This is a genomic window from Micromonospora sp. WMMD558 (assembly GCF_049315255.1).
Taxonomy (GTDB): Bacteria; Actinomycetota; Actinomycetes; order Mycobacteriales; family Micromonosporaceae; genus Micromonospora.
Genome location: NZ_CP186061.1, coordinates 1071623 through 1094861 on the forward strand (window position 1 = coordinate 1071623; position 23239 = coordinate 1094861).

The 23239-nt window shown below is 72.9% G+C and carries 22 protein-coding genes; 5 read left to right on the forward strand and 17 right to left on the reverse strand.

The window, feature by feature from the left end:
- Nucleotides 1–55 precede the first annotated feature (55 nt).
- The 5 genes from ACN26Y_RS05150 to ACN26Y_RS05170 all read right to left on the reverse strand — a co-directional run bounded on the left by ACN26Y_RS05150 (nucleotide 56) and on the right by ACN26Y_RS05170 (nucleotide 6548).
- Entirely contained in the window at nucleotides 56–1366 is a 1311-nt protein-coding gene (locus ACN26Y_RS05150) for an ABC transporter ATP-binding protein (protein ID WP_155329169.1), read from the reverse strand.
- A 202-nt stretch (nucleotides 1367–1568) separates the two neighbouring features.
- Nucleotides 1569–3536, reverse strand: a complete 1968-nt coding sequence (locus tag ACN26Y_RS05155; RefSeq protein ID WP_155329170.1) for a DUF5941 domain-containing protein — start codon at nucleotides 3534–3536, stop codon at nucleotides 1569–1571.
- Nucleotides 3533–4282, reverse strand: a complete 750-nt coding sequence (locus tag ACN26Y_RS05160; protein ID WP_155329171.1) for an ABC transporter ATP-binding protein — start codon at nucleotides 4280–4282, stop codon at nucleotides 3533–3535. Before ACN26Y_RS05160 ends, ACN26Y_RS05155 begins: the two co-directional genes overlap by 4 nt.
- Nucleotides 4283–5110, reverse strand: a complete 828-nt coding sequence (locus ACN26Y_RS05165; protein ID WP_155329172.1) for an ABC transporter permease — start codon at nucleotides 5108–5110, stop codon at nucleotides 4283–4285.
- Between the two features lie 31 nt (nucleotides 5111–5141).
- Nucleotides 5142–6548, reverse strand: coding sequence for an L-serine ammonia-lyase (locus ACN26Y_RS05170; protein WP_155329173.1), 1407 nt, complete (start codon nucleotides 6546–6548; stop codon nucleotides 5142–5144).
- Nucleotides 6549–6950: 402 nt separating this feature from the next.
- Between ACN26Y_RS05170 and ACN26Y_RS05175 the strand changes: the two genes are divergently transcribed.
- Nucleotides 6951–7154 carry a PspC domain-containing protein gene (locus tag ACN26Y_RS05175; protein WP_155329174.1) on the forward strand — a complete coding sequence of 68 codons (204 nt, stop codon included), beginning with the start codon at nucleotides 6951–6953 and terminating at the stop codon, nucleotides 7152–7154.
- A gap of 193 nt (nucleotides 7155–7347) precedes the next feature.
- On the opposite strand, the gene ACN26Y_RS05180 is transcribed toward ACN26Y_RS05175, so the two are convergent.
- The 7 genes from ACN26Y_RS05180 to pdxH all read right to left on the reverse strand — a co-directional run bounded on the left by ACN26Y_RS05180 (nucleotide 7348) and on the right by pdxH (nucleotide 13391).
- The gene (locus ACN26Y_RS05180) at nucleotides 7348–8106 is read right to left on the reverse strand and encodes a DUF4230 domain-containing protein (RefSeq protein ID WP_155329175.1); all 759 of its coding nucleotides are present in this window, start codon (nucleotides 8104–8106) and stop codon (nucleotides 7348–7350) included.
- Nucleotides 8107–8228: 122 nt separating this feature from the next.
- Nucleotides 8229–9389, reverse strand: a complete 1161-nt coding sequence (locus tag ACN26Y_RS05185) for an acyl-CoA dehydrogenase family protein (protein ID WP_155329176.1) — start codon at nucleotides 9387–9389, stop codon at nucleotides 8229–8231.
- Nucleotides 9390–9410: 21 nt separating this feature from the next.
- Nucleotides 9411–9716: a type II toxin-antitoxin system VapB family antitoxin gene (locus tag ACN26Y_RS05190; protein WP_091593012.1), complete on the reverse strand. Its 306-nt coding sequence runs from the start codon at nucleotides 9714–9716 to the stop codon at nucleotides 9411–9413.
- A 162-nt stretch (nucleotides 9717–9878) separates the two neighbouring features.
- Entirely contained in the window at nucleotides 9879–10508 is a 630-nt protein-coding gene (locus ACN26Y_RS05195; RefSeq protein ID WP_155329177.1) for a nitroreductase family protein, read from the reverse strand.
- Nucleotides 10509–10521: 13 nt separating this feature from the next.
- On the reverse strand, nucleotides 10522–11454 hold the full coding sequence (locus ACN26Y_RS05200) for an aldose 1-epimerase family protein (protein ID WP_155329178.1): 933 nt from the start codon (nucleotides 11452–11454) through the stop codon (nucleotides 10522–10524).
- Nucleotides 11455–11472: 18 nt separating this feature from the next.
- On the reverse strand, nucleotides 11473–12768 hold the full coding sequence (locus ACN26Y_RS05205) for an MFS transporter (protein WP_155329179.1): 1296 nt from the start codon (nucleotides 12766–12768) through the stop codon (nucleotides 11473–11475).
- Nucleotides 12765–13391: a pyridoxamine 5'-phosphate oxidase gene (pdxH, locus tag ACN26Y_RS05210; protein ID WP_230689137.1), complete on the reverse strand. Its 627-nt coding sequence runs from the start codon at nucleotides 13389–13391 to the stop codon at nucleotides 12765–12767. Before pdxH ends, ACN26Y_RS05205 begins: the two co-directional genes overlap by 4 nt.
- Nucleotides 13392–13678: 287 nt before the next feature.
- On the opposite strand from pdxH, the gene ACN26Y_RS05215 reads away from it, so the two are divergent.
- From ACN26Y_RS05215 to ACN26Y_RS05230, 4 genes are all read left to right on the forward strand, one after another.
- Nucleotides 13679–14785, forward strand: a complete 1107-nt coding sequence (locus ACN26Y_RS05215) for a citrate synthase 2 (RefSeq protein ID WP_155329181.1) — start codon at nucleotides 13679–13681, stop codon at nucleotides 14783–14785.
- A gap of 307 nt (nucleotides 14786–15092) precedes the next feature.
- The gene (gene serC, locus ACN26Y_RS05220; RefSeq protein WP_422734410.1) at nucleotides 15093–16220 is read left to right on the forward strand and encodes a phosphoserine transaminase; all 1128 of its coding nucleotides are present in this window, start codon (nucleotides 15093–15095) and stop codon (nucleotides 16218–16220) included.
- 184 nt (nucleotides 16221–16404) lie between these two features.
- Nucleotides 16405–17481 (forward strand): septation protein SepH, encoded by a 1077-nt coding sequence (sepH, locus tag ACN26Y_RS05225; RefSeq protein WP_155329183.1) that lies wholly within the window; start codon nucleotides 16405–16407, stop codon nucleotides 17479–17481.
- A gap of 111 nt (nucleotides 17482–17592) precedes the next feature.
- The gene (locus ACN26Y_RS05230; protein ID WP_155329184.1) at nucleotides 17593–18579 is read left to right on the forward strand and encodes an aldo/keto reductase; all 987 of its coding nucleotides are present in this window, start codon (nucleotides 17593–17595) and stop codon (nucleotides 18577–18579) included.
- A 37-nt stretch (nucleotides 18580–18616) separates the two neighbouring features.
- On the opposite strand, the gene thpR is transcribed toward ACN26Y_RS05230, so the two are convergent.
- From thpR to ACN26Y_RS05255, 5 genes are all read right to left on the reverse strand, one after another.
- Nucleotides 18617–19195 (reverse strand): RNA 2',3'-cyclic phosphodiesterase, encoded by a 579-nt coding sequence (gene thpR / locus ACN26Y_RS05235; protein ID WP_155329185.1) that lies wholly within the window; start codon nucleotides 19193–19195, stop codon nucleotides 18617–18619.
- Nucleotides 19196–19205: 10 nt separating this feature from the next.
- Nucleotides 19206–19715, reverse strand: a complete 510-nt coding sequence (locus tag ACN26Y_RS05240; protein ID WP_155329186.1) for a hypothetical protein — start codon at nucleotides 19713–19715, stop codon at nucleotides 19206–19208.
- Nucleotides 19716–19818: 103 nt separating this feature from the next.
- Nucleotides 19819–21099 (reverse strand): MFS transporter, encoded by a 1281-nt coding sequence (locus ACN26Y_RS05245; RefSeq protein ID WP_155329187.1) that lies wholly within the window; start codon nucleotides 21097–21099, stop codon nucleotides 19819–19821.
- 68 nt (nucleotides 21100–21167) lie between these two features.
- On the reverse strand, nucleotides 21168–21617 hold the full coding sequence (locus ACN26Y_RS05250; RefSeq protein ID WP_196255786.1) for a MarR family winged helix-turn-helix transcriptional regulator: 450 nt from the start codon (nucleotides 21615–21617) through the stop codon (nucleotides 21168–21170).
- A 119-nt stretch (nucleotides 21618–21736) separates the two neighbouring features.
- Nucleotides 21737–23209: an NCS2 family permease gene (locus ACN26Y_RS05255; RefSeq protein ID WP_155333937.1), complete on the reverse strand. Its 1473-nt coding sequence runs from the start codon at nucleotides 23207–23209 to the stop codon at nucleotides 21737–21739.
- Nucleotides 23210–23239 lie beyond the last annotated feature (30 nt).

The window sequence follows — 23239 nt, forward strand, 5'->3', positions numbered from 1 at the left end:
TAACAAGGGTCCCTTCCTCTACCGGAGGCGTTAACAGGGGGCCCTTCCTTGCACCTCAGCGCCAGCCGACGTCGATGCGGTCGCCGCGCTCGTCGAAGAAGTGCAGGGCGTCCATGCGGACCGACACGGCGAGCGGGTGACCCGGGGACACCGCCGGGTACGGCGCCAGCCGGACCGCCAGCTCGGCCGGGCGGCGGTGGTGCCGGCCCGGGTCGGGGAGGACGCTGGTGCGGGTGCCGGCCGTCGGCGTCACCTCCTCGTCCAACGCAGGCTCCCCCGCGCGGCCGGTGATGCGCTGCACGACCTGGTTGAACCGGCGCAGGCCGCGCTCGCCGGGGGCGGGCCGGTCGACCGGGGCGCCCATCTCGTCCACCACCACGGCGGTGGCGCCGATGTCGAGGAAGGCGAGCGACTCGTGGCCGTGGTGCTCCAGGTAGCGGATCCGGCCGTACAGCACGTCGCCCTGGGTGTCCGGGGTGACCGGCGTCAGCGCCTCGGCCCGCATGCCGACCACGATCCGCTCGCCGTGGTAGTGGGCGACGGCGCGGGTACGGATGTCGTCCCACGGCAGGTAGAGCGCCTGCTCCCCGAGGGTGAGCGTCACGTACCGGTCGAGGTGCACGTAGACGGAGGCCTCCAGCAGGTTCATCCGGGGGCTGCCGAGGAAGGCGGCGACGTACAGGGTGGCCGGGCGGCCGTACACCTGGGTGGGCGTGCCGACGTCCTGGAGGACGCCCTTGCGCATGATGGCGACCCGGTCGGCCATGGTCAGCGCCTCGGCCTGGTCGTGGGTGACGTAGATCGTGGTGACGCCCAGTTCGCGGGTCAGGCCGGAGATCTCCGCGCGCAGTTCGGCGCGCAGGCCGCTGTCGAGGTTGGACAACGGCTCGTCCATGAGGAACAGGCCGGGCCGGCGCACTATCGCACGGCCCATGGCCACCCGCTGCCGCTGGCCGCCGGAGAGCTGGCCGGGCCGGCGGGCGAGGACGTCGCCGATGCCGAGCGCGCCGGCCACGTCGGCGACCCGCTCACCCCGCCGGTCCGGTTCGAGGCCGGCCAGCCGGAGCGGGAAGGCGATGTTGTCGCCGACCGTCATGTGCGGGTAGAGGGCGAAGTCCTGGAAGACCATCGCCACCCCGCGCTCCCGGGGCGGCAGGTCGTTGGCCAGTTCCCCGCCGAGCAGCACCGCGCCGGAGGTCGGGTCCTCCAGGCCGGCGACCATCCGCAGGACGGTCGACTTGCCGCAGCCGGACGGACCCAGCAGCACCATGAACTCGCCGTCGTTGACGTCCAGGTTCACGCTGTCGACGGCGAGCGTGCCGTCCTTGAAGACCTTGGTCACATCCTTGAGCGCGACGGTGGTCACCGTCTCCTCCCCCAGCTCGGTCGGCCGAACCCCGAATGACTGTGACGAGGAGCACCCCGACCGCACATCGGGTGAACGTGCCATGTTTTACCCGTGACAGTCCTATTACGCGCCATCGAGCCAAGACAATGCGGCAATCCGGACACCCGGCACGTCAGCGGGGTGCGCGAGGGTCCGCCCCGCGTTGCGGGGCGGACCTCCATCAGCCCGGTGAGCCACCTCCGGCGCTGACGGGACCGGCCGCCGCCCGCGCGGCGCGGGCGGGCAGAACCACCCAGGCGAGGGCGACGCTCACCACGAAAACCACGAGAAGGTACGTTCCGAGTGTAATCAGTCCGATCTCGGCAATTCCGACGATCGCCGCCAGGGTCAGGACCGCGGAGCGCCCCTCCCAGCCCAGCGTGGCGTCGTGCAGCGGCGGGGCCGACTTCCGCTTCTCCAGGCGGGCGGTCAGGTCGTAGTGGTGCAGGGTCAGCACGAAGACGTACCCGAAGATCACCCAGGCCGGAACGCCACCGACCACGCCGACCGCGATGGCGAACAGGTACTCCGCCGCCCGCAGCGCCGCCGGCACCAGCCAGTCCAGCGCGCCGCCGTGCCGTGCCCGCGCGCCCTGTGCGGCCAGCAGCAGGCCGAGCAGGGCGAGCACCAGTGTCGACGACGGCACGTCGTCGAGGATCGCCGCCCCGAGCATCAGCGTCGCCACCAGCGCGGCGAGCACCGCCAGGACCAGCGGCCCCGGCCGCCGCGTCGCCGGCGAGCGGCGGGCCAACCGGCCGTCGTCGCGGTGCAGGGTGGCGTCGACCGTGTCGAGCACACCCACCCGCATCGAGCGGGCGCGCAGCGTCCGCAGCGCACCGGTGTACGCGAACGCCAGCACCCCCCACGTCAGCACCGCGACCAGCGCGGCCCGCTGGTCGAACAGCGCCACGACGAGCGCGACGAGCGCCCACCGCTCCCCGATCGGGAAGACCACCGTCCGCTTCAGCCAGTACGTGACCGAGCCGGTGTCCGCCTGCACCCGGTTCGAGGCGGCGCTGAGCCGGTCGCCGATCCCGCCACCACCACCGGCGGCCTTCGGGCGGCGCGCCGCCTCGTCGTGCAGGGCGCCGTACCAGGTGTCGGTCATGTGCCGCACGGTCTGCAGGGTCATCGCGGCGATGGCGAGAGCCCAGCCGTACCGGAAGCCGGCCTGGGTCGCCCCGTAGCCGAGGCCGGCGTAGACCACGTACTCCTTGGCCCGGTCGGCCATGGTGTCGAGCCAGCCACCCCAGGCGCTGAACGTGCGGGTGTAGCGGGCGAGCTGGCCGTCCACACAGTCCAGCACGAAGCCCAGGTAGAGCAGCACCGCCCCGGTGACCAGCGCCGGCCGGCCACCCGCGCCGAAGAGCAGCGCGGCGGCCACCGCGAACGCCACCGAGATCATCGTGACGGAGGTGGGGGTCAGGCGCAGTCGCGCGGCGGCCTTCGTCACGTACGGGGACCAGGTGCTGACGAAGAACGTGGTGAAGAAGTCGTCCCGCTCCTTCACGGACAGCCGGAGCTCCGCCCGGTCCTCGTCCACCGCGGCGACCGCCGCCTCGGCGGCGGCCAGTTCGGCGGCGTCGCCGACGCGGTGCGCGACGAGCAGGCGTACCCGGTGGACGAAGGTCAGCGCGCCCCGGGCCGCGAGGTCGGCGAAGAGCCGGTCCACCGCGGGCCCCTCGACCACGGTGCCGAAGGCCGGCGCGGGACCGACCGGCACCACCCCGGCCGCGACGGACCGCGCGGCGGCGGCGAGGGCCGGCAGGTCGGCGGTGCCGACCCGCAGTGCCCCGCCGAACGTCCCGGTGGCGCCCTGCACCTCGTCGGGCGACCCGGCGGCGACGACCTGGCCGCGGTCCTCCCGGACGGCGGTGCGGCCCGGCGCGGGCGGGTCGGTGAGCACCAGCGCGACGGTCGGCCCGACCGGGCTGGTGGCGAGGTGCCGGAGGACGGCGGTGTGCGCGACCAGGTCGGCCCCGGTGAGGAGCACCGGTTCGGCGGTCGCCTCGACCAGGTCGGCCAACTCACGCAGGTCACCGACGACGTGGACCTCGTCGGCTCCGGCGCGGCGGCACTGCGTGGCCAGCCGCTCCGCGAGAACCCCGCCGGCGGGCGCGTCGGCGGTCAGCACGATCGCGAGCGTCACCGCGGCACCGCCCGGCGGTACGCGGCCAGCGCCTCGTCGATCGTCCCGTCGACGGTCATCCGGCCCGCGTCCAGGTAGAAACCGCGACGGCAGAACCGGGTCAGATCCTGTTCGTTGTGTGACACCAGCACCAGAGTGCGCCCCTCCCCGAGCAGACGTTCGATCGTCGCATAGCACTTTCGGCGGAACTCCGCGTCCCCGACCGCGGTCACCTCGTCCATGAGCAGGATCGGGTGCGGCAGGTGGGAGATGATGGCGAACCCTAGCCGGACCTTCATGCCGGACGAATAGTGCCGCACCGACGTGTCGATGGCCTTCTCCACCTGCTCGCCCGCGAACGTCACGATGTCGTCGAAGTGGCGGCGCAGGTAGCGGGCCGACAGGCCGTGCAGGCCGCCGACCAGGTACAGGTTCTCCCGGCCGGTCAGCTCGTTCGAGAAGCCGGCGGACAGCTCCAGCAGCGGCGCCACGTCACCTCGGACGCTGATCCGCCCCTCGTCGGGGATGAGCACGCCCGCGATCAGCCGCAGCAGGGTGCTCTTGCCGGTGCCGTTGCGGCCGATCACGCCGACCGTGTCCCCGGCCGCGATCGAGAACGACAGGTCACGCAGCGGCCAGAACCGGCCGTCGGAGATACCGCCGCGCCGGCCCCGGTGGATGACGAGGTCCCGGAGGCGCAGTTGCCGGCGGCGGTTGCGGACGAACTGGATGCCCAGCCCGTCCGCCTCGATGAGCGGGTCGGCCATTCACAGTTCCTTCAGCACGGCCGGTTCGAGGCGGCGGAACGTCCACCACCCGGCGGCGAGCACGAGCAGGCTGCCGGCGACGGTGGTGGCGAGCAGCCGGGTGCCGGGGAACTCGTCCGGGTACCACACCGCGTGGTGCAGCTGGAAGATGCCGACCAGCGGGTTCAGCTCGTACGCGACCTTCACCCAGTCGGGCAGGCCGGAGTCCCGGACGAGGCTGAGCGGGTAGATGATCGGCGTGGCGTAGAAGAGCACCCGTACGGCCAGCCGCATGAACCGCTCGACGTCGCGCATCAGCACGTTGGCCGCGGAGAGCAGCAGCGCCAACCCGACGAGCAGCACGCCCTGGACGGTCACGGCCAGCGGCAGGGCGAGCACCGACCAGCCGAGGTCGATCCGGTCCGCCACCACGTACGCCACCGCCACGCCGACCAGGATGGGCAGGCCCGCCGCGTACTCGGCGACCCGGCCGACGACCCGGCCGATCGGGAAGACCTGGCGGGGGATGTTCATCGTGGTGATCAGCCGGGACTGGCCGGTCAGCGCGTTGGCCGCCTCGCTGATGGCCGAGCTGGTCCAGCTCCAGGCGAACACGCCGGTGATCAGGAACAGCGGGTACGAGCCGGCCGCCTCGCCCAGGTGACGGGTGGTGTCCCGGGCGTACAGCACACCGAACACGAACCAGTAGATCGCGCCGGTGCCGAGCGGCTCGATCAGCGACCAGAGGTACCCGAGCACGGACTGTTGGTACTTCACCGCCAGGTCGCGGCGGACGAGGATGCGCAGCGCGTCGCGGTGCGACCAGAGCGCGCCCACGCCAGAGGTCACCGCCGCCTCCCGCCCGCGAGACGGACGAAGCTCAGCACTCGATCACGTTGACGGCCAGGCCGCCCCGTGCCGTCTCCTTGTACTTGACCTTCATGTCGGCCCCGGTCTCGCGCATCGTCTTGATGACCTTGTCGAGCGAGACGTGGTGCACCCCGTCGCCCCGCAGCGCGAGCCGGGCGGCGGTGATCGCCTTGATGCTAGCCACCGCGTTCCGCTCGATGCAGGGGATCTGCACCAGGCCGCCGACCGGGTCGCAGGTCAGGCCGAGGTTGTGCTCCATACCGATCTCGGCCGCGTTCTCCACCTGTTCCGGGGTGCCGCCCAGGGCCTCCGCGAGCCCGGCCGCCGCCATTGAGCAGGCCGACCCCACCTCGCCCTGGCAGCCGACCTCGGCACCGGAGATCGAGGCGTTCTCCTTGAACAGCACGCCGATCGCGCCCGCCGCCAGCAGGAACCGCACCACGCCGTCCGCCGAGGCGCCCGCCACGAACCGGTCGTAGTAGTGCAGCACCGCCGGGATGATGCCGGCCGCGCCGTTGGTGGGCGCGGTGACGACGCGACCGCCGGCCGCGTTCTCCTCGTTGACGGCGAGGGCGAACAGGGTGACCCAGTCCATCGCCCGCAGCGGGTCCGCCGCCCCCCGGCCCGCCGCGCCCGCCGCCGACCGCACCGGGTCCGCGTCCGCCATGAGACCGCGGTACAGCTCGGCCGCGCGCCGCCGGACCTTCAACCCACCCGGGAGTACGCCGTCCCGCTCGCAGCCGCTCGCCACGCACTCGCGCATCACCCGCCAGATCTCCAGCAGGCCGGCGCGCACCTCCCGCTCGCTGCGCCAGGACAGCTCGTTGGCGAGCATCACCTCGCTGATCGACAGCCCGGTCTCGCGGGTCACCGCGAGCAGTTCCGCACCGGTCGAGAAGGGGTAGCGTACGGCGGTGGTGTCCGGCTTGATCCGGTCCGCCCCGGCGGCCGCCTCGTCGACGACGAACCCGCCGCCGACCGAGTAGTACGTCCGGGCCCGCAGTTCCGCGCCGTCGCCGTCGTAGGCGGCGAACGTCATCCCGTTCGGGTGGTACGGCAGCGACCGGCGGCGGTGCAGCACCAGGTCCCGGTCCGGGTCGAAGTCGATCTCGTGGGCGTCGAGCAGCGCGATCCGCCGGTCGGCGCGGATCGCGGTGACCCGCGGCTCCACGCTGTCGGTGTCCACCGTCTCGGGCGCCTCGCCGGCCAGCCCGAGCAGGACCGCCCGGTCGCTGCCGTGGCCGTGCCCGGTGGCGCCCAGCGAGCCGAACAGCTCGGCGCGGATCCGTACGGTGTCGGCGAGCAGCCCGTCCGCCTTCAGCCCGGTGACGAAGGTCCGGGCGGCGCGCATCGGCCCGACCGTGTGCGAGCTGGACGGCCCGATGCCGACGCTGAAGAGGTCGAAGACGCTGATCATGGCTGCACTTCCTCGCCGCCGCGCCCGTCGTGCGGGCTCCGGTCCGCTGGTGGCCGCCCGGTCCGGGGGCCGTCGGCGGGCACCCGGAGGTGTGGGCGCCCGACCGGCCAGCCTACCCGCCCAGGTCACGCGCCACCCGGCGACGCCCGCCCCCGCGCATGATCACGCTCGATCCGTGAAGTAGTGGTGTCGCAGCCCTCGGAGGGGGAGTACTTCCAGGATCGAGCGCGATCTTGACCGGCGGGGCGGCGTCTCGGGTCGGGGGCGTCGGACCACGGGCGGGCGGGTAAGCACTTACGGGTCAGCGGGCCGCCGATCCTCCTCGGGACCGAGGGCGCGGTGGTGCCCCCTTTCTACCGTTGACTCAGAGGCGGCGGAACGCCGCAGAGTGGGAGTACGACGATGAGTCGCAGACTGGTCCGGCCCCGTCAGGGGCGCATGATCGCCGGCGTGTGCGCCGGCCTGGCGCAGCGGTTCGGTTGGTCGGCCGGGTTCGTCCGGCTGCTGTTCCTGCTGTCGCTGCTGCTGCCCGGCACCCAGGTGATCGTCTACGCGATCCTGTGGATCCTGATGCCGAACGAGGACCGCTACGTCACCACCTACTGATCCACCGGGGTGGGCCGCGCGAGGAGGCGGCACCTTCGGGGAAGGTGCTGCCTCCCCCGGGACGTGAGGCCGCGACTTCGGGGAAAGTGCTGCCTCGCAGCGGCCAGGGACGCGTGACGGCGCCCGCCCGGATGCGCGACGGCGCCCGCCCGGGTGGGCGGGCGCCGTCGGCGTCGCCGGGGCCGCGGCTCGGTCAGGGAGCCGTGTACGTCACGGTGACCCGCTCGTAGCCGAGGGAGCGGAGCAGGCCCTCCAGCATCTTGCGGGTGTTCTCCTCGGCGCGCTGGGTCAGGCCGCTGTCCCGGGCGGCGGCGGTGATCCGTTCCTCGGCGAGCTGGTAGACCTGCTGCTGCCGGTTGGGATCGCCCTCGACCAGGTCGCCGATCCGGTTGAGCAGCCCGCGCTCCTCGGCGAAGACGTAGCTCTTCTCCAGGTCGAGGTTGGTCTTCGCGAGCTGCGGCGCGGGCAGCTTGATCTCGACGGACTTCCCGTCGGCGGACTCGACGATCGCGCCCTCGGAGATCTTCGCGAAGTCGACGTAGGCCTCGACGCTGCCCGCACCCACGAAGAGCGTGCGCTGGTTGAGCAGCCAGTCCGGGACGTTGCGCCGGTCGGTCTGGAGGTCGACCACGACCTGGAAGTTGCCCTCGGCGGCGACGTAGCGGCTCAGATCCTGGATCGACTTGAGCAGCGCGGGCTGGCTGCGGTCGGTCTGTTCCTTGGCGAACGGGTTGCGAAACTCGGGCAGGATGCCGGTGGCTTGCACGCCGAGCAGCACCACCACCGCCAGCGCCGCCGCGCCGAGCACCAGCAGCAGGCGGTGGACCGGCCCGCCGCCCGGGGTCGGCGCGGGCGGCTCCGGTGCGTCGTCGGACCGGGCCTTCAGCGTGTCGGTGGTCGGGTAGCCCGGGAACTCCCGGGTGGGCTGGTTGATGTCACCGTCGCGGGCCATCGCCGTCACCGTCCTCGTCAGACGCGTCGTCTGAGGAAAACGTTACGGCCCTCGTACGACACCCGCGCGGCGAGCGACCCGATCGGGTGACGGCCCCGGCCAGGGGAAGGCGGCGACGCCGGTCAGGCGAAGGCGGAGACGCCGGTCAGCTTCTGCCCGACGACCAGCTGGTGGATCTCCGACGTGCCCTCGTAGGTCAGCACGCTCTCCAGGTTGTTGGCGTGCCGCATCACCGGGTACTCGCCGGACACGCCGTTCGCGCCGAGGATCGTGCGGCACTGCCGGGCGATCGCGAGCGCCTCCCGGACGTTGTTCAGCTTGCCGACGCTCACCTGTTCGGGGCGGAGCTTCCCGGCGTCGGCGAGCCGGCCCAGGTGCAGGGCCAGCAGGTACCCCTTGTTCCACTCGACGGCCATGTCGGCGAGCTTGGCCTGGGTGAGCTGGAACGCGGCGAGCGGCTTGCCGAACTGCGTGCGGGTGGTCGCGTACCCCAGGGCCGTCTCCAGGCACTCGCGGGCCGCGCCCAGCGCGCCCCAGACGATGCCGTGCCGGGCCTCGGTGAGGCAGCTCAGCGGGGCCTTCAACCCGGTCGCCCCGGGCAGTTGCGCGTCCGCCGGGAGCCGCACGTCGTCGAGGGACACCTCGCCGGTCACCGACGCGCGCAGTGACATCTTGCGCCGGATCTCCCGCGCCGTCACCCCGGGCGTGTCCATGGGTACGGCGAAGCCGCGTACCCCCTCGTCGGTGCGCGCCCAGATCACCGCGACGTCCGCGACGGGCGCGTTGGTGATCCACATCTTGGTGCCGTGCAGCACCCAGTCGTCGCCGTCCCGGCGGGCCCGGGTGGACATCGACGCCGGGTCGGAGCCGTGATCCGGCTCGGTCAGCCCGAAGCAGCCGATCGCCTCGCCGGTGGCCATCGCCGGCAGCCAGCGCTGCTTCTGTTCCTCGCTGCCGTAGCGCCAGATGGCGTACATGGCGAGCGATCCCTGCACCGACACCAGGGACCGGACGCCGGAGTCGCCGGCCTCCAGCTCCAGGCAGGCCAGCCCGTACGCGACGGCCGAGGACCCGGCGCAGCCGTACCCGGTCAGGTGCATGCCGAGCAGGCCCAGCTTGCCGAACTCGCGGGCCAGCTCGCGGGCGGGCACCTGACCCTCCTCGTACCAGCCGGCGACGTGCGGGCGGACCCGGTCGTCGACGAGCTGGCGCACGACGGCGCGGATCTGCCGCTCCTCATCGCTGAGCGACGAGTCGATGTCCAGCAGGTCGAGAGGCGTCATGGGGGCCACCTTAACGAAGGCTCACTCCACCGCCTCGGAGAGCACGAGCACCCGGGCGTGGATCTGGTTGCGCTGCTGCAACGCGGCCCGCAGCGCGCGGTGCAGGCCGTCTTCCAGGTAGAGCCCGCCGTTCCACTGCACCACGTGCGGGAAGAGGTCGCCGTAGAAGGTCGAATCCTCGGCGAGCAGCTTGTCGAGGGCCAGCTCGCGCTTGGTGGTGATCAACTGGTCCAGGCGCAGCGGGCGCGGCGGAATCTCGGCCCACTGCTTGAGCGTCAGGTTGTGCTCGGGGTAGGGACGCCCGTCCCGGACCGCTCTGAAGATCACGACGGCACGCTCCCCTCCCCGCACCGGGCCGACCCGCGACACCGGGCCGGGTCGCGGCGCGGCACCGCGACCAGCGGCACCGATGACCGTGCCAGCCTAGCCCGCCACGTCACGTCGCGTTCTGCTCCCTGATGTCAGTTTCGCTACCGCGCCGTCCGGTTCTCAACCGGACAGATCCGGCGAGTCGGACGACCCCCACCGGCCACGGTGGACCACTTCCTCGACCGGACGGCGTCCGCGACGCAGGGATGGTGACCGATGGTCGGGAGCACGGTAACCGATGGTGATCGCGCCGACCGGGTCGTACTCCGCCGGCACCCCGAACGCGGACCGGAAGTCGTCGAGGCGGTGCGGTGGAATGCCGAAGAAACACGCACCCAGACCCTCGTCGACGGCGGTCAACAGCATCAGCAGCGCGGCGAAGCCGGTGTCGATGTACCAGTACGGCACCGGCCAGCGCTCGGTCGAGCGGTCCGCCCAGCCCTTGTCCGGCTCCGCGTACCGGTCCAGGTACGCCGACCGGTTCGCGTGCGGGACGATGATCAGCGGCGCCCGCCGCATACCGCTCAGCCAGCGGTCCCGGCCGCCGCCGCCCGGGGTGGCCGCCGTCCAGAACCGCTCCCGGTCCTCGGCGCTGTCCAGCACCAGGAAGCCCCAACCCTGGGAGAACCCGGCCGAGGGCGCCCGGATCGCGTGGTCGAGCAGGCGCTCCACCACGTCCGGCGGGACCGGCCGGTCCGGGTCGTAGTTGCGGACCATCCGGCGCCGCCGGACCACCTCGCCGAACTCCATGCCGCCTCGCCTCTCACGCCCCGGGCCGGATGCCCCAGACACCCCGCCAGGTGTCGCCGGGCTTCAGTGTGATCAGGTCCCGACCGGAGCGGAACGCGTCCGGCGGGCAGGTCATCGGCTCGACCGCCACCGACCGCCGGTGCCGCTCCCCGGTCAGCGAGTCGCCGGTGAAGACCTGCCACCAGCCGAACTGCCGGTCCGCCCAGATGCGTACGCCGGCCGAGCCGTCCGGAGCGGTCAGGTCGACGGCCGAGCCGCCGTCGTCGTCACGGATCACGTCACCGAACGTGTGGTCCAGCGTCGCCCGGCCGATGCGGCGCCCGCCGGTCCAGTCGCACTCGGTTCCGCTCACCGGCGTGACGGCGATCGGCAGCAGCCGCCGCGCGTCCACCTGGAGGCGGCTGCGGGCCGGCAGCCGCATCGTCAGGTCGTCGACCGCCACGCCGGGCAGTCGCAGGTACGGGTGGACCGCGAAGCCGAACGGCGCCGGCTCCGCCGCGGTGTTGGTGACCTCGTGCTCCGCGCGCAGCCCGTCGGGGCCCACGCTCCACCGGCTGTGCAGCCGCAGGGACCAGGGGTAGCCGGGGGTCGGCGGCAGGTCGTACCCGACGGTCACCGCGTCGGTCGACCGCTCCAGCAGCCGCCACGGGGCCCAGTTGACCAGCCCGTGGAGGGCCACGTCGCGCTCCGGCTCGCTGATCGACAGCTGCAGGTGCCGGTCGCCGAACGTGTACCGCCCGTCCCGGATCCGGTTCGGCCACGGCGCGAGCACCTGCCCGGCGCTGCCGGGGCAGAGCTCGTCGGCCGCGTACCCGTCGAGGAGGTCCACGCCGTCGTGCCGGTACGTCCGGACCCCGCCGCCCACCTCGACGATGACGGCCTCGTGGCCGGCGGCGGCGATGGTCCACTGCGCGCCGGAGGGGGGACGCTGCTCGGGGGTGTCCATGCGGGGGACCTTAACCGGTCAACTCCGCTCTCCGCTCGACCCGGCCGCCGCCCGGTAGCGGACCAGCGCGGGAAACGCCAGCGCCAGCCCGAGCGCGAGGACGGCGGAGAGCAGGCCGCCGCCGACCCAGGCCACCCCGGTGCCGAGGCCGGCCGCCGTCGCGCCCGCCCGCAGGTCGCCCAGGCGCGGGCCGCCCGCCACGACCACGGTGTTCACGCCCTGGAGCCGGCCCCGCATCCGGTCGGGCGCGTAGACCAGCAGCATCGACTGGCGCAGCACCGCGCTCACCAGGTCGGCCGCACCGGCCACCGCGAGCAGCAGGACCATCAGCCACAGCTGCCGGGCCAGCCCCGCCGCGGCGATGGCCAGCCCCCAGCCCACCACGGCGACCACCAGGCCGAGGCCCTGCCGGCGCATCCGGCCGATCCAGCCGGAGGTGAGCCCGCCCAGCATCGCGCCGATCGCGATGGCACTGAAGAGCCAGCCGACCGCCGCGCCGCCGCCGAACCGCTCCTGCGCCACCTCCGGGAACAGCGCCCGCGGCATGGCCAGGATCATCGCGATCAGGTCGATCGCGAAGGACAGCAGCAGCACCGGCGTGGTGGCGAGGTACCGGAAGCCGTCGACGATCCCGGCCAGCCCGCCCCGCCGGGCCTCGCCGTCGGCGGGCGGTTCGGGGGGCATCGCGGGAAGCCGGAGGGTGGCGACCACCAGGCCGGTGAAGAGGAGAGCGTCCACCGCGTACGCGACCGGCAGGCCACGTTCCGTGCCGAACACCGCGAGGATCAGGCCGGCGGCGAGCGGGCCGACCACCGAGGCCGCCGTGAAGGTGGTGTAGTTCAGCGTCGTGCCGGCCGGCACCAGCTCCGGCGGCAGCAGCCGGGGCAGGATCGCCGAACGCGCCGGCGAGCTGATCGCGAACGCGATCGAGTGAACCGTGACCAGCGCCAGCAGCAGCACCGGGCTGCCGACCCCGGACACGGCGTGCACCAGCAGGCCGAGCATCGACGCCCAGAGCAGCGCCGACCCGCCCAGCAGCACGCGCCGCCGGTCCCGGGCGTCGGCCACCGCGCCGCCCCAGAGCCCGAACACCAGCAGGGGTACGAAGCCCGCGACCCCGAGCAGGCCGACCCAGAACGAGTCCTCGGTCAGCGCGTACATCTCCACCGGGACGGCGACCGCCGTGACCTGGAATCCGAACATCGCCAGCGTGTTGCCGAGCCACATCCGGCGGAACGCCGGCACCCCCAGGGGACGCAGGTCGATCGCCCAGCGGCGCGCTCCACGCGGCCGGGCCTGCTGCACGCCGGTCACGGTGCCAGCCGCTCGACGACCCAGCCGGCGCCGGTACGCCGGAACCGCAGCCGGTCGTGCAGCCGGCTCGCCCGCCCCTGCCAGAACTCCACGCAGTCCGGGCGGATCCGCAGCCCGCCCCAGTGCGGCGGCGCGGGGATCGGGTCGACGTCGGCGAACCGCTCCGCCGCCGCCCGGTACGCGTCGTCCAGCGCCGCCCGGTCCGGCAGCACCCGCGACTGGTCGCTGGCCCACGCACCGAGCTGCGAGCCGCGCGGCCGGCTGGCGAAGTACGCCTCGGTCTCGGCCCGGTCCAGCCGCTCCGCCCGGCCCGTCACCACCACCTGGCGGTGCATGGGGAACCAGGGGAAGACGAGGCTGGCGTACGGGTTCGTGCCCAGTTCGGCGCCCTTGCGTGACCCGTAGTTGGTGAACAGGACGAAGCCGTCCGGGTCGTACCCCTTGAGCAGCACGGTCCGGCCGCTCGGCCGGCCGTCGGCGTCGGCCGTGCCCAGCACCATCGCGTTCGGCTCGGGCAGCCCCGCCGCGACCGCGTCGGCGAACCAGCGGTCGAACTGGGTGTGCCAGTCAGCCGCCAGGTCCGCCTCGATCAGGCCCAGGTCCGCCGCGTACTCGTTACGCATGTCCGCTGGCGGCACTGTGTCGCCCGTCACGTCGTCTCCCCTCCCCGTCCGGCCGATGGACGCCCTGCCGCGCAGGCCAGCCCCCATCGCACAGTCTCACCGACCCGGCCGGACCGCGCCTGGCCGGGGATGTCGCGTGTAGCACAGCGGTCGCGGGTCGCGCACTTCCGTAACCAGCAGGCAAGATGACACGAACACATCCCTGAGGGTCGCCTAAGGCGCTCGCCCGGCTGGGCCGGGGCCGGAGCCCCGGGCGGGCGCACCGAGCAGATCCAGGAGAGAGCGACATGGCCGATTTCAAACCCGGACTGGAGGGCGTCGTAGCCTTCGAGACCGAGATCGCCGAACCCGACCGTGAGGGCGGCGCGCTGCGCTATCGCGGTGTCGACATCGAGGATCTCATCGGCCAGGTCTCGTTCGGCAACGTCTGGGCGCTGCTGGTGGACGGGCGCTTCGGCCCGGGCCTGCCGCCGGCCGAGCCGTTCCCGGTGCCGGTGCACTCCGGTGACATCCGCGTCGACGTGCAGTCCGCGGTGGCGATGCTCGCCCCGTACTGGGGGCTCAACCAGCTTCTCGACATCTCCGACGAGCAGGCCCGCGAGGACCTGGCCCGGGTGTCGGTGACCGCGCTCTCCTTCGTCGCCCAGTCCGCCCGCGGCCTCGGGCTGCCGGCGGTCCCGCAGAAGGAGATCGACAAGGCGTCCACCATCGTCGAGCGCTTCATGAAGCGCTGGCGGGGTGAGCCCGACCCGCGGCACGTCAAGGCCGTCGACGCGTACTTCATCTCGGCCGCCGAGCACGGCCTGAACGCCTCCACGTTCACCGCCCGGATCGTCGCCTCCACCGGCGCGGACGCCGCCGCCTGCATCTCCTCCGGCATCGGCGCGCTCTCCGGCCCGCTGCACGGCGGCGCCCCGTCGCGGGTGCTCAGCATGCTGGAGGCCGTCGAGCGCAGCGGCGACGCCGAGGGGTACGTCAAGGGCGTCCTCGACCGCGGCGAGCGGCTGATGGGCTTCGGCCACCGGGTCTACCGCGCGGAGGACCCGCGCGCCCGGGTGCTCCGCCGCACCGCGAAGGAGCTGGGTGCCCCCCGCTTCGAGATCGCCGAGGCACTGGAGAAGGCCGCTCTCGCGGAGCTGCAGGCCCGCCGCCCGGACCGGGTGCTCGCCACGAACGTCGAGTTCTGGTCGGCCGTCGTGCTGGACTTCGCCGAGGTGCCGGCGCACATGTTCACCTCGATGTTCACCTGCGCCCGGATGGGTGGCTGGAGCGCCCACATCCTGGAGCAGAAGAAGCTCCAGCGGCTCGTCCGCCCCTCCGCCCGCTACGTCGGCCCGGCCCCCCGCAAGCCGCACGAGGTCGACGGCTGGGACCAGGTCCCGCACGGCGTCTGAAAGGAAGGGCCCCCTGTTAACGCCTCCGGTAGAGGAGGGGCCCCTTGTTAACGCCTTCGAAGGCCCCGGCCGCCCGTCCGGCCGGGGCCTTCGGCGTACCCCGGGCCCGCTGTGGCGCACGACTCAGTGCCGCTGCCGGGACCGGCGGCCGGCCGGCGGGCAGCAGGTGGGAGGATGAGGGCCGGCAGTGTCGCCGGACCGGGTACGGATCCCGGCCGAGCCGTGCGCTCCCGCACGCGTTTGCCGTCGATCCGCGCCCGACCTGATACGGGCCCGCCCTCGCCCATGCGGAAGGATCTCCAAAACCGTGGCTGACGCACCGACCATCCGGATTCCCGACGACATCAAGCCCGCCGACGGGCGGTTCGGCTGCGGGCCGTCCAAGGTCCGTCCGGCGGCGGTCTCCGCCCTCGCCGACGTGGCGACCAGCTACCTGGGCACCTCGCACCGGCAGAAGACGGTCCGCGACCAGGTCGCGCGGCTGCGCCGGGGCATCGCCGAGTTCTTCTCCCTGCCGGACGGCTACGAGGTCGTCCTCGGCAACGGCGGCACCACCGCGTTCTGGGAGGTCGCCACGTTCGGCCTGATCCGGGACCGGGCCCAGTTCGCGAGCTTCGGGGAGTTCGGCGCCAAGTTCGCCAAGGCCGTCAAGGACGCGCCGTTCCTCGGCGAGCCGACGATCCGCAAGTCGGAGGCGGGCACGGCACCGACGCTGGTGGCCGAGGCCGGGGTCGACGTCTACGCCACCCCGCACAACGAGACCTCGACCGGCGTCGCCGCGCCGATCAGCCGGGTGCCGGGCGCGGACCAGGGTTCGCTGCTCCTGGTGGACGCCACCTCCGGCGCCGGCGGCCTGGAGGTCAACGTCGGCGAGACCGACGTCTACTACTTCGCCCCGCAGAAGTGCTTCGGCTCCGACGGCGGCCTCTGGCTCGCCCTGATGTCGCCGGCCGCGCTGAACCGGGCCGCCGAGATCAAGGCGTCCGGCCGCTACATCCCGGCCTTCCTCGACCTGGTCACCGCGATCGACAACTCGCGGCTGGAGCAGACGTACAACACCCCCGCGCTGGCCACGATCTTCCTGGCCGCGGAGCAGACCGACTGGATGAACTCGCAGGGCGGCCTGGCGTGGGCGGCCAAGCGCACGGCGGAGAGCGCCAGCATCGTGTACGGCTGGGCGGAGCGCTCGGCGGTGGCCACCCCGTTCGTCACCGATCCGGCGCTGCGGTCCACCGTGGTCGCGACGGTCGACTTCGCGGACGAGGTGGACGCCACCGCGATCGCGAAGGCGCTGCGCGCCAACGGCATCGTGGACACCGAGCCCTACCGGAAGCTGGGCCGCAACCAGCTGCGGATCGCACTCTTCCCGGCCGTCGAGCCGGCCGACGTCGAGGCGCTGACCGCGTCGATCGACTACGTCGTCGAGCGGCTCTGACGATCGTCACGGTGGGTGGCCAGCGAGGCCGCCCCGGCCACCCACCGTGATCATCACCGCAGCTCAGTCACGACATGCGGGTGTCGCATCCCCCACCTCTGGGCAGATGAGCGTACGGTGGTGCGAGACGCCCGGGTGGCCGACCTGTGGCGTGCGGCCAGCGAAGCGGGACGGAGGCAACGCTATGCGCCCAGTACGCTTCGTCGCCCTCTCCGAGGACGGCCAGGCCCTGGTGCTCGCCGACGAGGTGGGGCGTCTGCTCGCCCTGCCCCTCGACGAGCGCGTCGCCACCGCGTTGCACGCCGAGCCCGGCGCCCCCCCGCTCGCGGTCGCCCCGGCTCCCGCCGCCGAGCCGACGCCCTCCCTGTCGCCGCGCGACATCCAGGCGCGGATCCGCTCGGGTGAGTCCGCTGAGGACGTGGCCCGCATCGCCGGCGTCCCGGTCGACCGGGTGCTGCGCTACGCCGGTCCGGTGCTCCAGGAGCGGGCGATGCTCGCGCAGCACGCCCGCCGCACGCGTCTCAAGGGCGCGGAGAAGCCCACGCCGCTCGCCGAGGTGGTCAACGGTCGCCTGGCCCAGCACGGGATCGACACCGAGAAGATCTCGTGGGACGCGTGGCGTCGCGACGACGGCACCTGGCGGATCGTGGCCACCTGGCCGTCCGGCAAGGCCACCGCGCAGGCCGTCTGGGATCTGGACAAGACCCGGCAGTCCGTCACGCCGCACGACGACATGGCACAGTACCTGTGCGCCGAGCGTCCCACGCCGATCCTCGGCCAGGAGCCGGCGCCCGAGCGTGGCGGCCACGCGCTGCCCGGCCCGTCCCGCGGCGAGCCCGGCCGGGGCGGGCACGGCCTGCCGGCACCGGCCGAGCACGCGCGCCCGGGCCGCGACCCGATCCGCGCCGGCCGCGACGCCCTGCTCGCCTCCCTCGACCGGCCGCTGGGCGGGACCGGCCGCGGTCTCGAACCGCGTACCCCGGCCGCCCTGGCCGGGTCGGACGCGCCGCGGCAGCGCCCGGTCGGCGGTGGGGCGGCGGCCCTGCTCGGCGGCGGTCCCGGTTCCGCCTTCGACGACGACTCGGACGCGCCGAAGGAGGTCCCGGCCGTCCCGTCGCTGGCCGTGCTGCGGCCGCGCCGGACGGGCGCGTCGGCGGTCGCCGGTGGCGAGTCGACCGACACCGGAAAGCCGCGCAAGCGGCTCCCGAGCTGGGACGACGTGCTCTTCGGCAGCGGCCCGGCGGCCCGCGAGTCCTCCTAGGACCGGCGGCGACGTCCCTGGTCGGCCAGGGACGTCGCCGGCAGGCGCTGCCTCCCGGTTCAGCTCCGGCGGCGGGCGGCGGACCGGCGGCGGCCGTGGCAGGGTTGGCCCATGGAGTACACGAACCTGGGTCGCACCGGCCTGTCGGTCAGCCGTCTCTGCCTCGGCACGATGAACTTCGGCCCGCAGACAGGCGAGCCGGACAGTTTCGCCATCATGGACCGCGCCCTGGAGCACGGGATCAACTTCTTCGACACCGCCAACGTGTACGGCTGGAAGCTCGGCGAGGGGGTCACCGAGCACATCATCGGCCGCTGGCTGGCGCAGGGCGGCGGCCGGCGGGACAAGGTCGTGCTCGCCACCAAGGTGTACGGCAAGATGGGCGACTGGCCCAACGAGCAGGGTCTCTCCGCCCGGCACATCATCCGGGCCTGTGAGGACTCGCTGCGCCGGCTGCAGACCGACACCATCGACCTCTACCAGATGCACCACATCTCCCGGTCCACCCCGTGGGAGGAGATCTGGCAGGCGATGGAGACCCTGGTCGCCCAGGGCAAGGTGGTCTACGTCGGGTCGTCCAACTTCGCCGGATGGCACATCTCGGTGGCGCAGGAGGCGGCCGGCCGCCGCAACTTCCTCGGTCTCGTCGCGGAGCAGTGCATCTACAACCTGCTCACCCGGCACGTCGAGTTGGAGGTCGTCCCGGCCGCGCAGCACCACGGCCTCGGCATCATCCCGTGGTCGCCGCTGCACGGCGGGCTCCTCGCGGGCGTGCTACGCAAGATGGCCGAGGGCGGGGCGGCCCGCGGCACCACCGGCCGCGCCGCCGACGCGCTCGCCGAGCACCGGCCGACCATCGAGGCGTACGAGAAGCTCTGCGCCGACCTGGGGCACGACCCGGCGGATGTGGCCCTCGGCTGGCTGCTCACCCGGCCCGGGGTGACCGCCCCGATCATCGGGCCGCGCACCGTCGAGCAGCTCGACCGGTCTCTCGGCGCCCTCGACGTGGCACTCGACGACGCCACGCTGACCCGGCTCGACGAGCTGTTCCCGCCGGTCGGCAACGGCGGCCCCGGCCCGGAGGCCTGGGCCTGGTGACGCGGGACGGACGGGTGACGCGGACGGACCGCCCCGGTCAGAGCGGCCAGGCGGCGACGCGGTCGTAGGTCGGGCGGGGGCCCGGGTGGCTGCGCATCAGCACCAGTTCGCTGGCCGGCCACTCCGGGCCCTCGTACGCGTGCAGGGTCTCGACGTCGGCCGCCACGTCGGCTTCGGGCACCCGGTCGCCGGGGCGGGCGATCGTCAGGTGCGGGCGGAACGGCTTCTCGTCGTACGGCAGGCGGTTGTTGCGCAGGCGGGACCGGATGAGCCGGGACAGCACGGTCAGCGCCTCGACGTCGCCGAGCAGGTCCACCCAGAGCACCGTGAAGCGGCCCCGCCCGAACGTCCCGCCGCCGCCGAGCCGGAGTCGGGGCGGGACCTCCCGCCCGTCCCGGGACCACTCGGCGGCCAGCCCGAGCGCGCTCTCCACCGCGGTCAGCCGGTCCGCCTCCACCTCACCGAGGAAGGCGAGCGTGACGTGCTTGTGGGCGGGATCGGCGAGGCGGACGTTTATCCCGCCGGCGGCCGCCGCACCGACGCGCAGGCGGGTGACCTGTGCGCTGAGGTGCTCCACGGCGGCGGGCGGCGGGTAGACGGCGGCGAAGAGCCTCAAGCCCGGCCTCTCAGCGGTGGCGCTGGTGGTGCTCGGCCCGGGCGGCGGGGAGGATCAGCCCGGCCCGGTGCAGGACGCCTTCGACCCGTACCCGTTCGATTTCCCGGTCGACCCCGGTCAGCTCGTCGAGGTGTTCGACGACGCCGAGGGCCGCGCAGGCCCGCCGCAGCCGCTCGTCGTACGCCTGGAGCACCGCGCCGTGCCAGACCGCGGACCGTCCGCTCGCGCCGATCCGCTGGCCGCCGAGGCGCCGGAGGTCGGCGGCGAGCTGCTCCAGCGGGCGCCGGTCCGGCCGGTCGAACCCGCTCAGGTCCAGGTCGCGGGTGAGCGCGTCGGCCTCGACCGCCCGATCCAGCCGGGCGATGGTGCGCCTTTCCCGCCGCCGCTCCCGCCATTCCGCGAGGCCGCATGCCAGCCGGTCGACCAGCTCGTCGGCGCAGAATAACAGCGCGATCACCACGGGCAGGCACACCACCGCGCCGACCATCAGGGTCAGCAACAGTGCGCGTCCCAGCTCCACGAACCGACGCTAAGCCGCCCGGTGCCGCCCCGCCACCGGATTGGCCGCATCCGCGGCGTTAAGAAGGGACCCTTCCACTACCGGAGGCGTTAACAGGGGGCCCTTACAGCCGCTCGGTGACGTAGAAGCGGGGCATCGGGAGGATCCGGAACCGCAGCCGGGCCCCGGAGCGGCGCAGCTGCCAGGCGAGCGACAGCAGAGCGGTGACGAGTGAGACGAGGCCGCCGATCCAGATGCTCGCGCCGGCGCCGTACGTCTCGGCGAGCCAGCCGATGACCGGCGCGCCGACCGGGTTGGTGCCGAGGAACACCAGCACCCAGAGCGCCATGACCCGGCCCCGGAAGGCGGCGTCGGTGCCGAGCTGGATGCGCTGGTTGCACGCCTGCGCGAAGAAGACCATGAAGAACCCGGTCGGCAGGAGCAGCGCGACCACCAGCCAGTACGTGGACGCCAGCCCGACCAGCGTGCCGAAGGAGGAGCAGGCGATGGCGGCACCCAGCACCAGCCACACGGACGGCCGGCTGCGCCGCCCGGTGCCGGCCAGCGCCCCGATCAGCGCTCCCACGGCGAGGGCGCTGCTGAACAGGCCGAACGACGCGGCGCCGGTGTTGAAGACGGTCTTGGCCAGCGCGGCGAGGGTGAGCTGGAAGTTGAACATCGAGGTGGCGATCACCAGGATCATCACCATCGGCAGGAGCAGGTCGGGTCGGCCCCAGACGTAGCGCAACCCGTCGACGACCTTGGCCGACGCCCGCTCCTCGCGGGGCGGCAGCGCCTCGCGGTGCAGCTCGGCCGGTCGCATCCGGACCACGTTCACCAGCGGGGCGATCGAGCTGAGGGCGGTGACCAGGAAGACCGGCCCGACGTCGAAGGCGGCGATGGCGAGGCCGGCGAGGGCCGGGCCGACGATCCGCGCGGCGTTGAACGTCGCCGCGTTGAGGGAGAGGGCGTTCGGCAGCAGCGGGGTACCGACCAGCTCCGACACGAAGGCCTGCCGGACCGGGGTCTCCACGGCGTTGGCGACGCCGAGCAGGGCGGCGAAGGCGAAGACGTGCCAGAGCTCCACCAGCCCCGTGATGACCAGCAGGCTCATGGCCAGCGCCAGCACCGTCCAGAACGCGTTGGCGACGAAGAGCAGCATGCGCTTGTCGTACCGGTCGGCGAGCCGTCCGGAGATCAGCGTGAGCAGCAGGACGGGGGTGAACTGGAGGGCGGTGACGACGCCGAGGGCGGTGGCCGAGTTGTCGGAGAGCTCGAGGACGAGCCAGTCCTGGGCGATGAACATCATCCAGACGCCGATCAGCTTGATCAGTTGCCCGGATGCGAAGAGCCGGTAGTTACGGACCTGCAGGGACTGGAACATCGTGCTCAGCTTCGACTGCACTCTAGGTGCGCCTCCCTCGCGTACGCGTCATCACCGTCGGACGGCGCGGTCGCGGGTGGCTCGAAGCCTCAGGCGCGGGCGAGCTGGTGCAGGATCTCCGCCGCCTGGCGCAGCGTGTCCTGTTCCTCCTCGCTCAGTTCGGCCAGCCGGTGGGCCAGCCACTCGTCCCGGGCACGCTCGAACTGGTCGAGCACCGCCCGGCCCCCCTCGGTCGCTGCGAGGATCACCTGCCGGCCGTCGGTCGGGTGGGGTGTGCGCTGCACGAGGCCACGCTCCTCCAGCTTCGCGACGATCTTGGTCATCGTCGGCGGCTGGACCCGTTCGACATCGGCCAGTTCCCGGGGCGTCAGCGCGCCCGCCAGCCGGAGGCTGGTGAGCGCGGAGAGCTGGGTGACCGTGAGGTCGCCGACCGGCCGGGCCTGCCGGACCCGTCGGTTGAGCCGGGTGATCGCATCACGCAACTGAACCGCCAGTTGCGCCGGTGGCATGCTCTTCGCCGTCACCGTCCGCTCCGTCACGATAGTTAGCCTAACTAATGAGCCTGGCTAACGACATGCGATATGACCAGGCTCACGGGGAGGTTTGCCCTGCTCCGGGCCGGGAGTCCGATGTGGAGCACCCGGCCCGGAACGGGACGTCACTGCAGCACGGACTCGATGGGCCCGCGCAGGAAGTACAGCACGAACAGAGCGGCGACGCCGTAGAGCAACGGGTGGATCTCCCGCGCCTTGCCCTTCGCGAGCTTCACCACCACGTACGTGATCAGGCCGGCGCCGATCCCGTTGGAGATCGAGTACGTGAACGGCATCAGCACGATCGTGAGGAACGCCGGGATCGCGATCTCGTAGTCCGTCCAGTCGATCGTCCGGACCGCCGTCATCATCAGGAAGCCGACCACGACGAGCGCGGTCGACGCCGCCTCGAACGGCACGACCACCACCAGCGGCGCCAGGAACATCGCCAGCAGGAACAGCACGCCGGTGACCAGGTTGGCCACGCCGGTCCGGGCACCCTCCGCGACACCGGCGGCGCTCTCGATGTACGACGTGTTGCTGGACACGCTCGCCGCGCCACCGCTGGCCGCGGCGATCGAGTCGACCAGCAGGATCTCCCGCGCCCGCGGCGGGGTGCCCCGCTCGTCGAGCATGCTCCCCTCCTGGCCGACCGCGACCATCGTGCCCATCGTGTCGAAGAAGTCGGTGATCAGCAGGGTGAAGACGAACATCAGCACGACCAGCCAGCCGGCGCGGCTCCACGAGTCGAGCACGTTGAAGTTGCCGAGCAGCGACAGGTCCGGCACGTCGACGATCGTGCTCGGCAGCTCCGGCACGTTCAGCGACCAGCCCTTGGGGTTCGACACACCGTCGACGAAGGACGGGCCGATGTTCCCCAGCGCCTCGACGATCATCGCCAGCGCGGTCGAGGCGAGGATGCCGATGAGGATCGCGCCCTTGACCCGGCGCACCACCAGCACCAGGGTCACCAGCAGACCCACCACGAACACCAGCATCGGCCAGCTGACCAGCTTGCCGCCGATGCCCAGGCCGACCGGGACGGTGGTGTTCGCCTCGTCCGGGATCCGCCGCACGAAGCCCGCGTCGACCAGGCCGATGATGGTCAGGAAGAGGCCGATGCCGACGCCGATCGCGGTCTTCATCTGCGTGGGCACCGAGCGGAACACCGCCGTACGCAGACCGGTGAGCACCAGCACCGCGATGATCAGACCCTCGATCACCACCAAGCCCATCGCGTCCGCCCAGGTCATCTCCGGTGCGATCTCGTACGCGACCAGCGCGTTGACGCCGAGGCCGGCGGCGAGCGCCAGCGGGAACCGGCCGACCACGCCCATCAGGATCGTCATCAGGCCGGCGATCAGGGCGGTCGCCGCGGCGAGGGCGGGGATCGGCAGCTTCTGGCCGTCACCGTCGACGGCGGAGCCGAGGATGAGCGGGTTGAGCACCACGATGTACGCCATCGTGAAGAAGGTGGCCAGGCCACCGCGGACCTCGCGGCTCATCGTCGAGCCACGGGCGGAGATCTCGAAGTAGCGGTCGAAACCGTTCCGCGGCTCTGCGGACGGTGTGCCGTTGTCGGGCGGGGCTACTGCCATCGGGTCCTCGCAGGTGATCTTCCGTTGTCG

What these genes read in the sequence shown, in the direction of transcription:
- ACN26Y_RS05160 (WP_155329171.1), bottom strand. Translation starts at nt 4,282, where the DNA reads ATGGCCGACCCGCTCATCGAGGCGGACGGGCTGGGCATCCAGTTCGTC.
- ACN26Y_RS05170 (WP_155329173.1), bottom strand. Translation starts at nt 6,548, where the DNA reads ATGATCAGCGTCTTCGACCTCTTCAGCGTCGGCATCGGGCCGTCCAGC.
- ACN26Y_RS05175 (WP_155329174.1), top strand. Translation starts at nt 6,951, where the DNA reads ATGAGTCGCAGACTGGTCCGGCCCCGTCAGGGGCGCATGATCGCCGGC.
- ACN26Y_RS05180 (WP_155329175.1), bottom strand. Translation starts at nt 8,106, where the DNA reads ATGGCCCGCGACGGTGACATCAACCAGCCCACCCGGGAGTTCCCGGGC.
- ACN26Y_RS05185 (WP_155329176.1), bottom strand. Translation starts at nt 9,389, where the DNA reads ATGACGCCTCTCGACCTGCTGGACATCGACTCGTCGCTCAGCGATGAG.
- ACN26Y_RS05195 (WP_155329177.1), bottom strand. Translation starts at nt 10,508, where the DNA reads ATGGAGTTCGGCGAGGTGGTCCGGCGGCGCCGGATGGTCCGCAACTAC.
- ACN26Y_RS05200 (WP_155329178.1), bottom strand. Translation starts at nt 11,454, where the DNA reads ATGGACACCCCCGAGCAGCGTCCCCCCTCCGGCGCGCAGTGGACCATC.
- pdxH (WP_230689137.1), bottom strand. Translation starts at nt 13,391, where the DNA reads ATGCGTAACGAGTACGCGGCGGACCTGGGCCTGATCGAGGCGGACCTG.
- ACN26Y_RS05215 (WP_155329181.1), top strand. Translation starts at nt 13,679, where the DNA reads ATGGCCGATTTCAAACCCGGACTGGAGGGCGTCGTAGCCTTCGAGACC.
- sepH (WP_155329183.1), top strand. Translation starts at nt 16,405, where the DNA reads ATGCGCCCAGTACGCTTCGTCGCCCTCTCCGAGGACGGCCAGGCCCTG.
- ACN26Y_RS05230 (WP_155329184.1), top strand. Translation starts at nt 17,593, where the DNA reads ATGGAGTACACGAACCTGGGTCGCACCGGCCTGTCGGTCAGCCGTCTC.
- ACN26Y_RS05255 (WP_155333937.1), bottom strand. Translation starts at nt 23,209, where the DNA reads ATGGCAGTAGCCCCGCCCGACAACGGCACACCGTCCGCAGAGCCGCGG.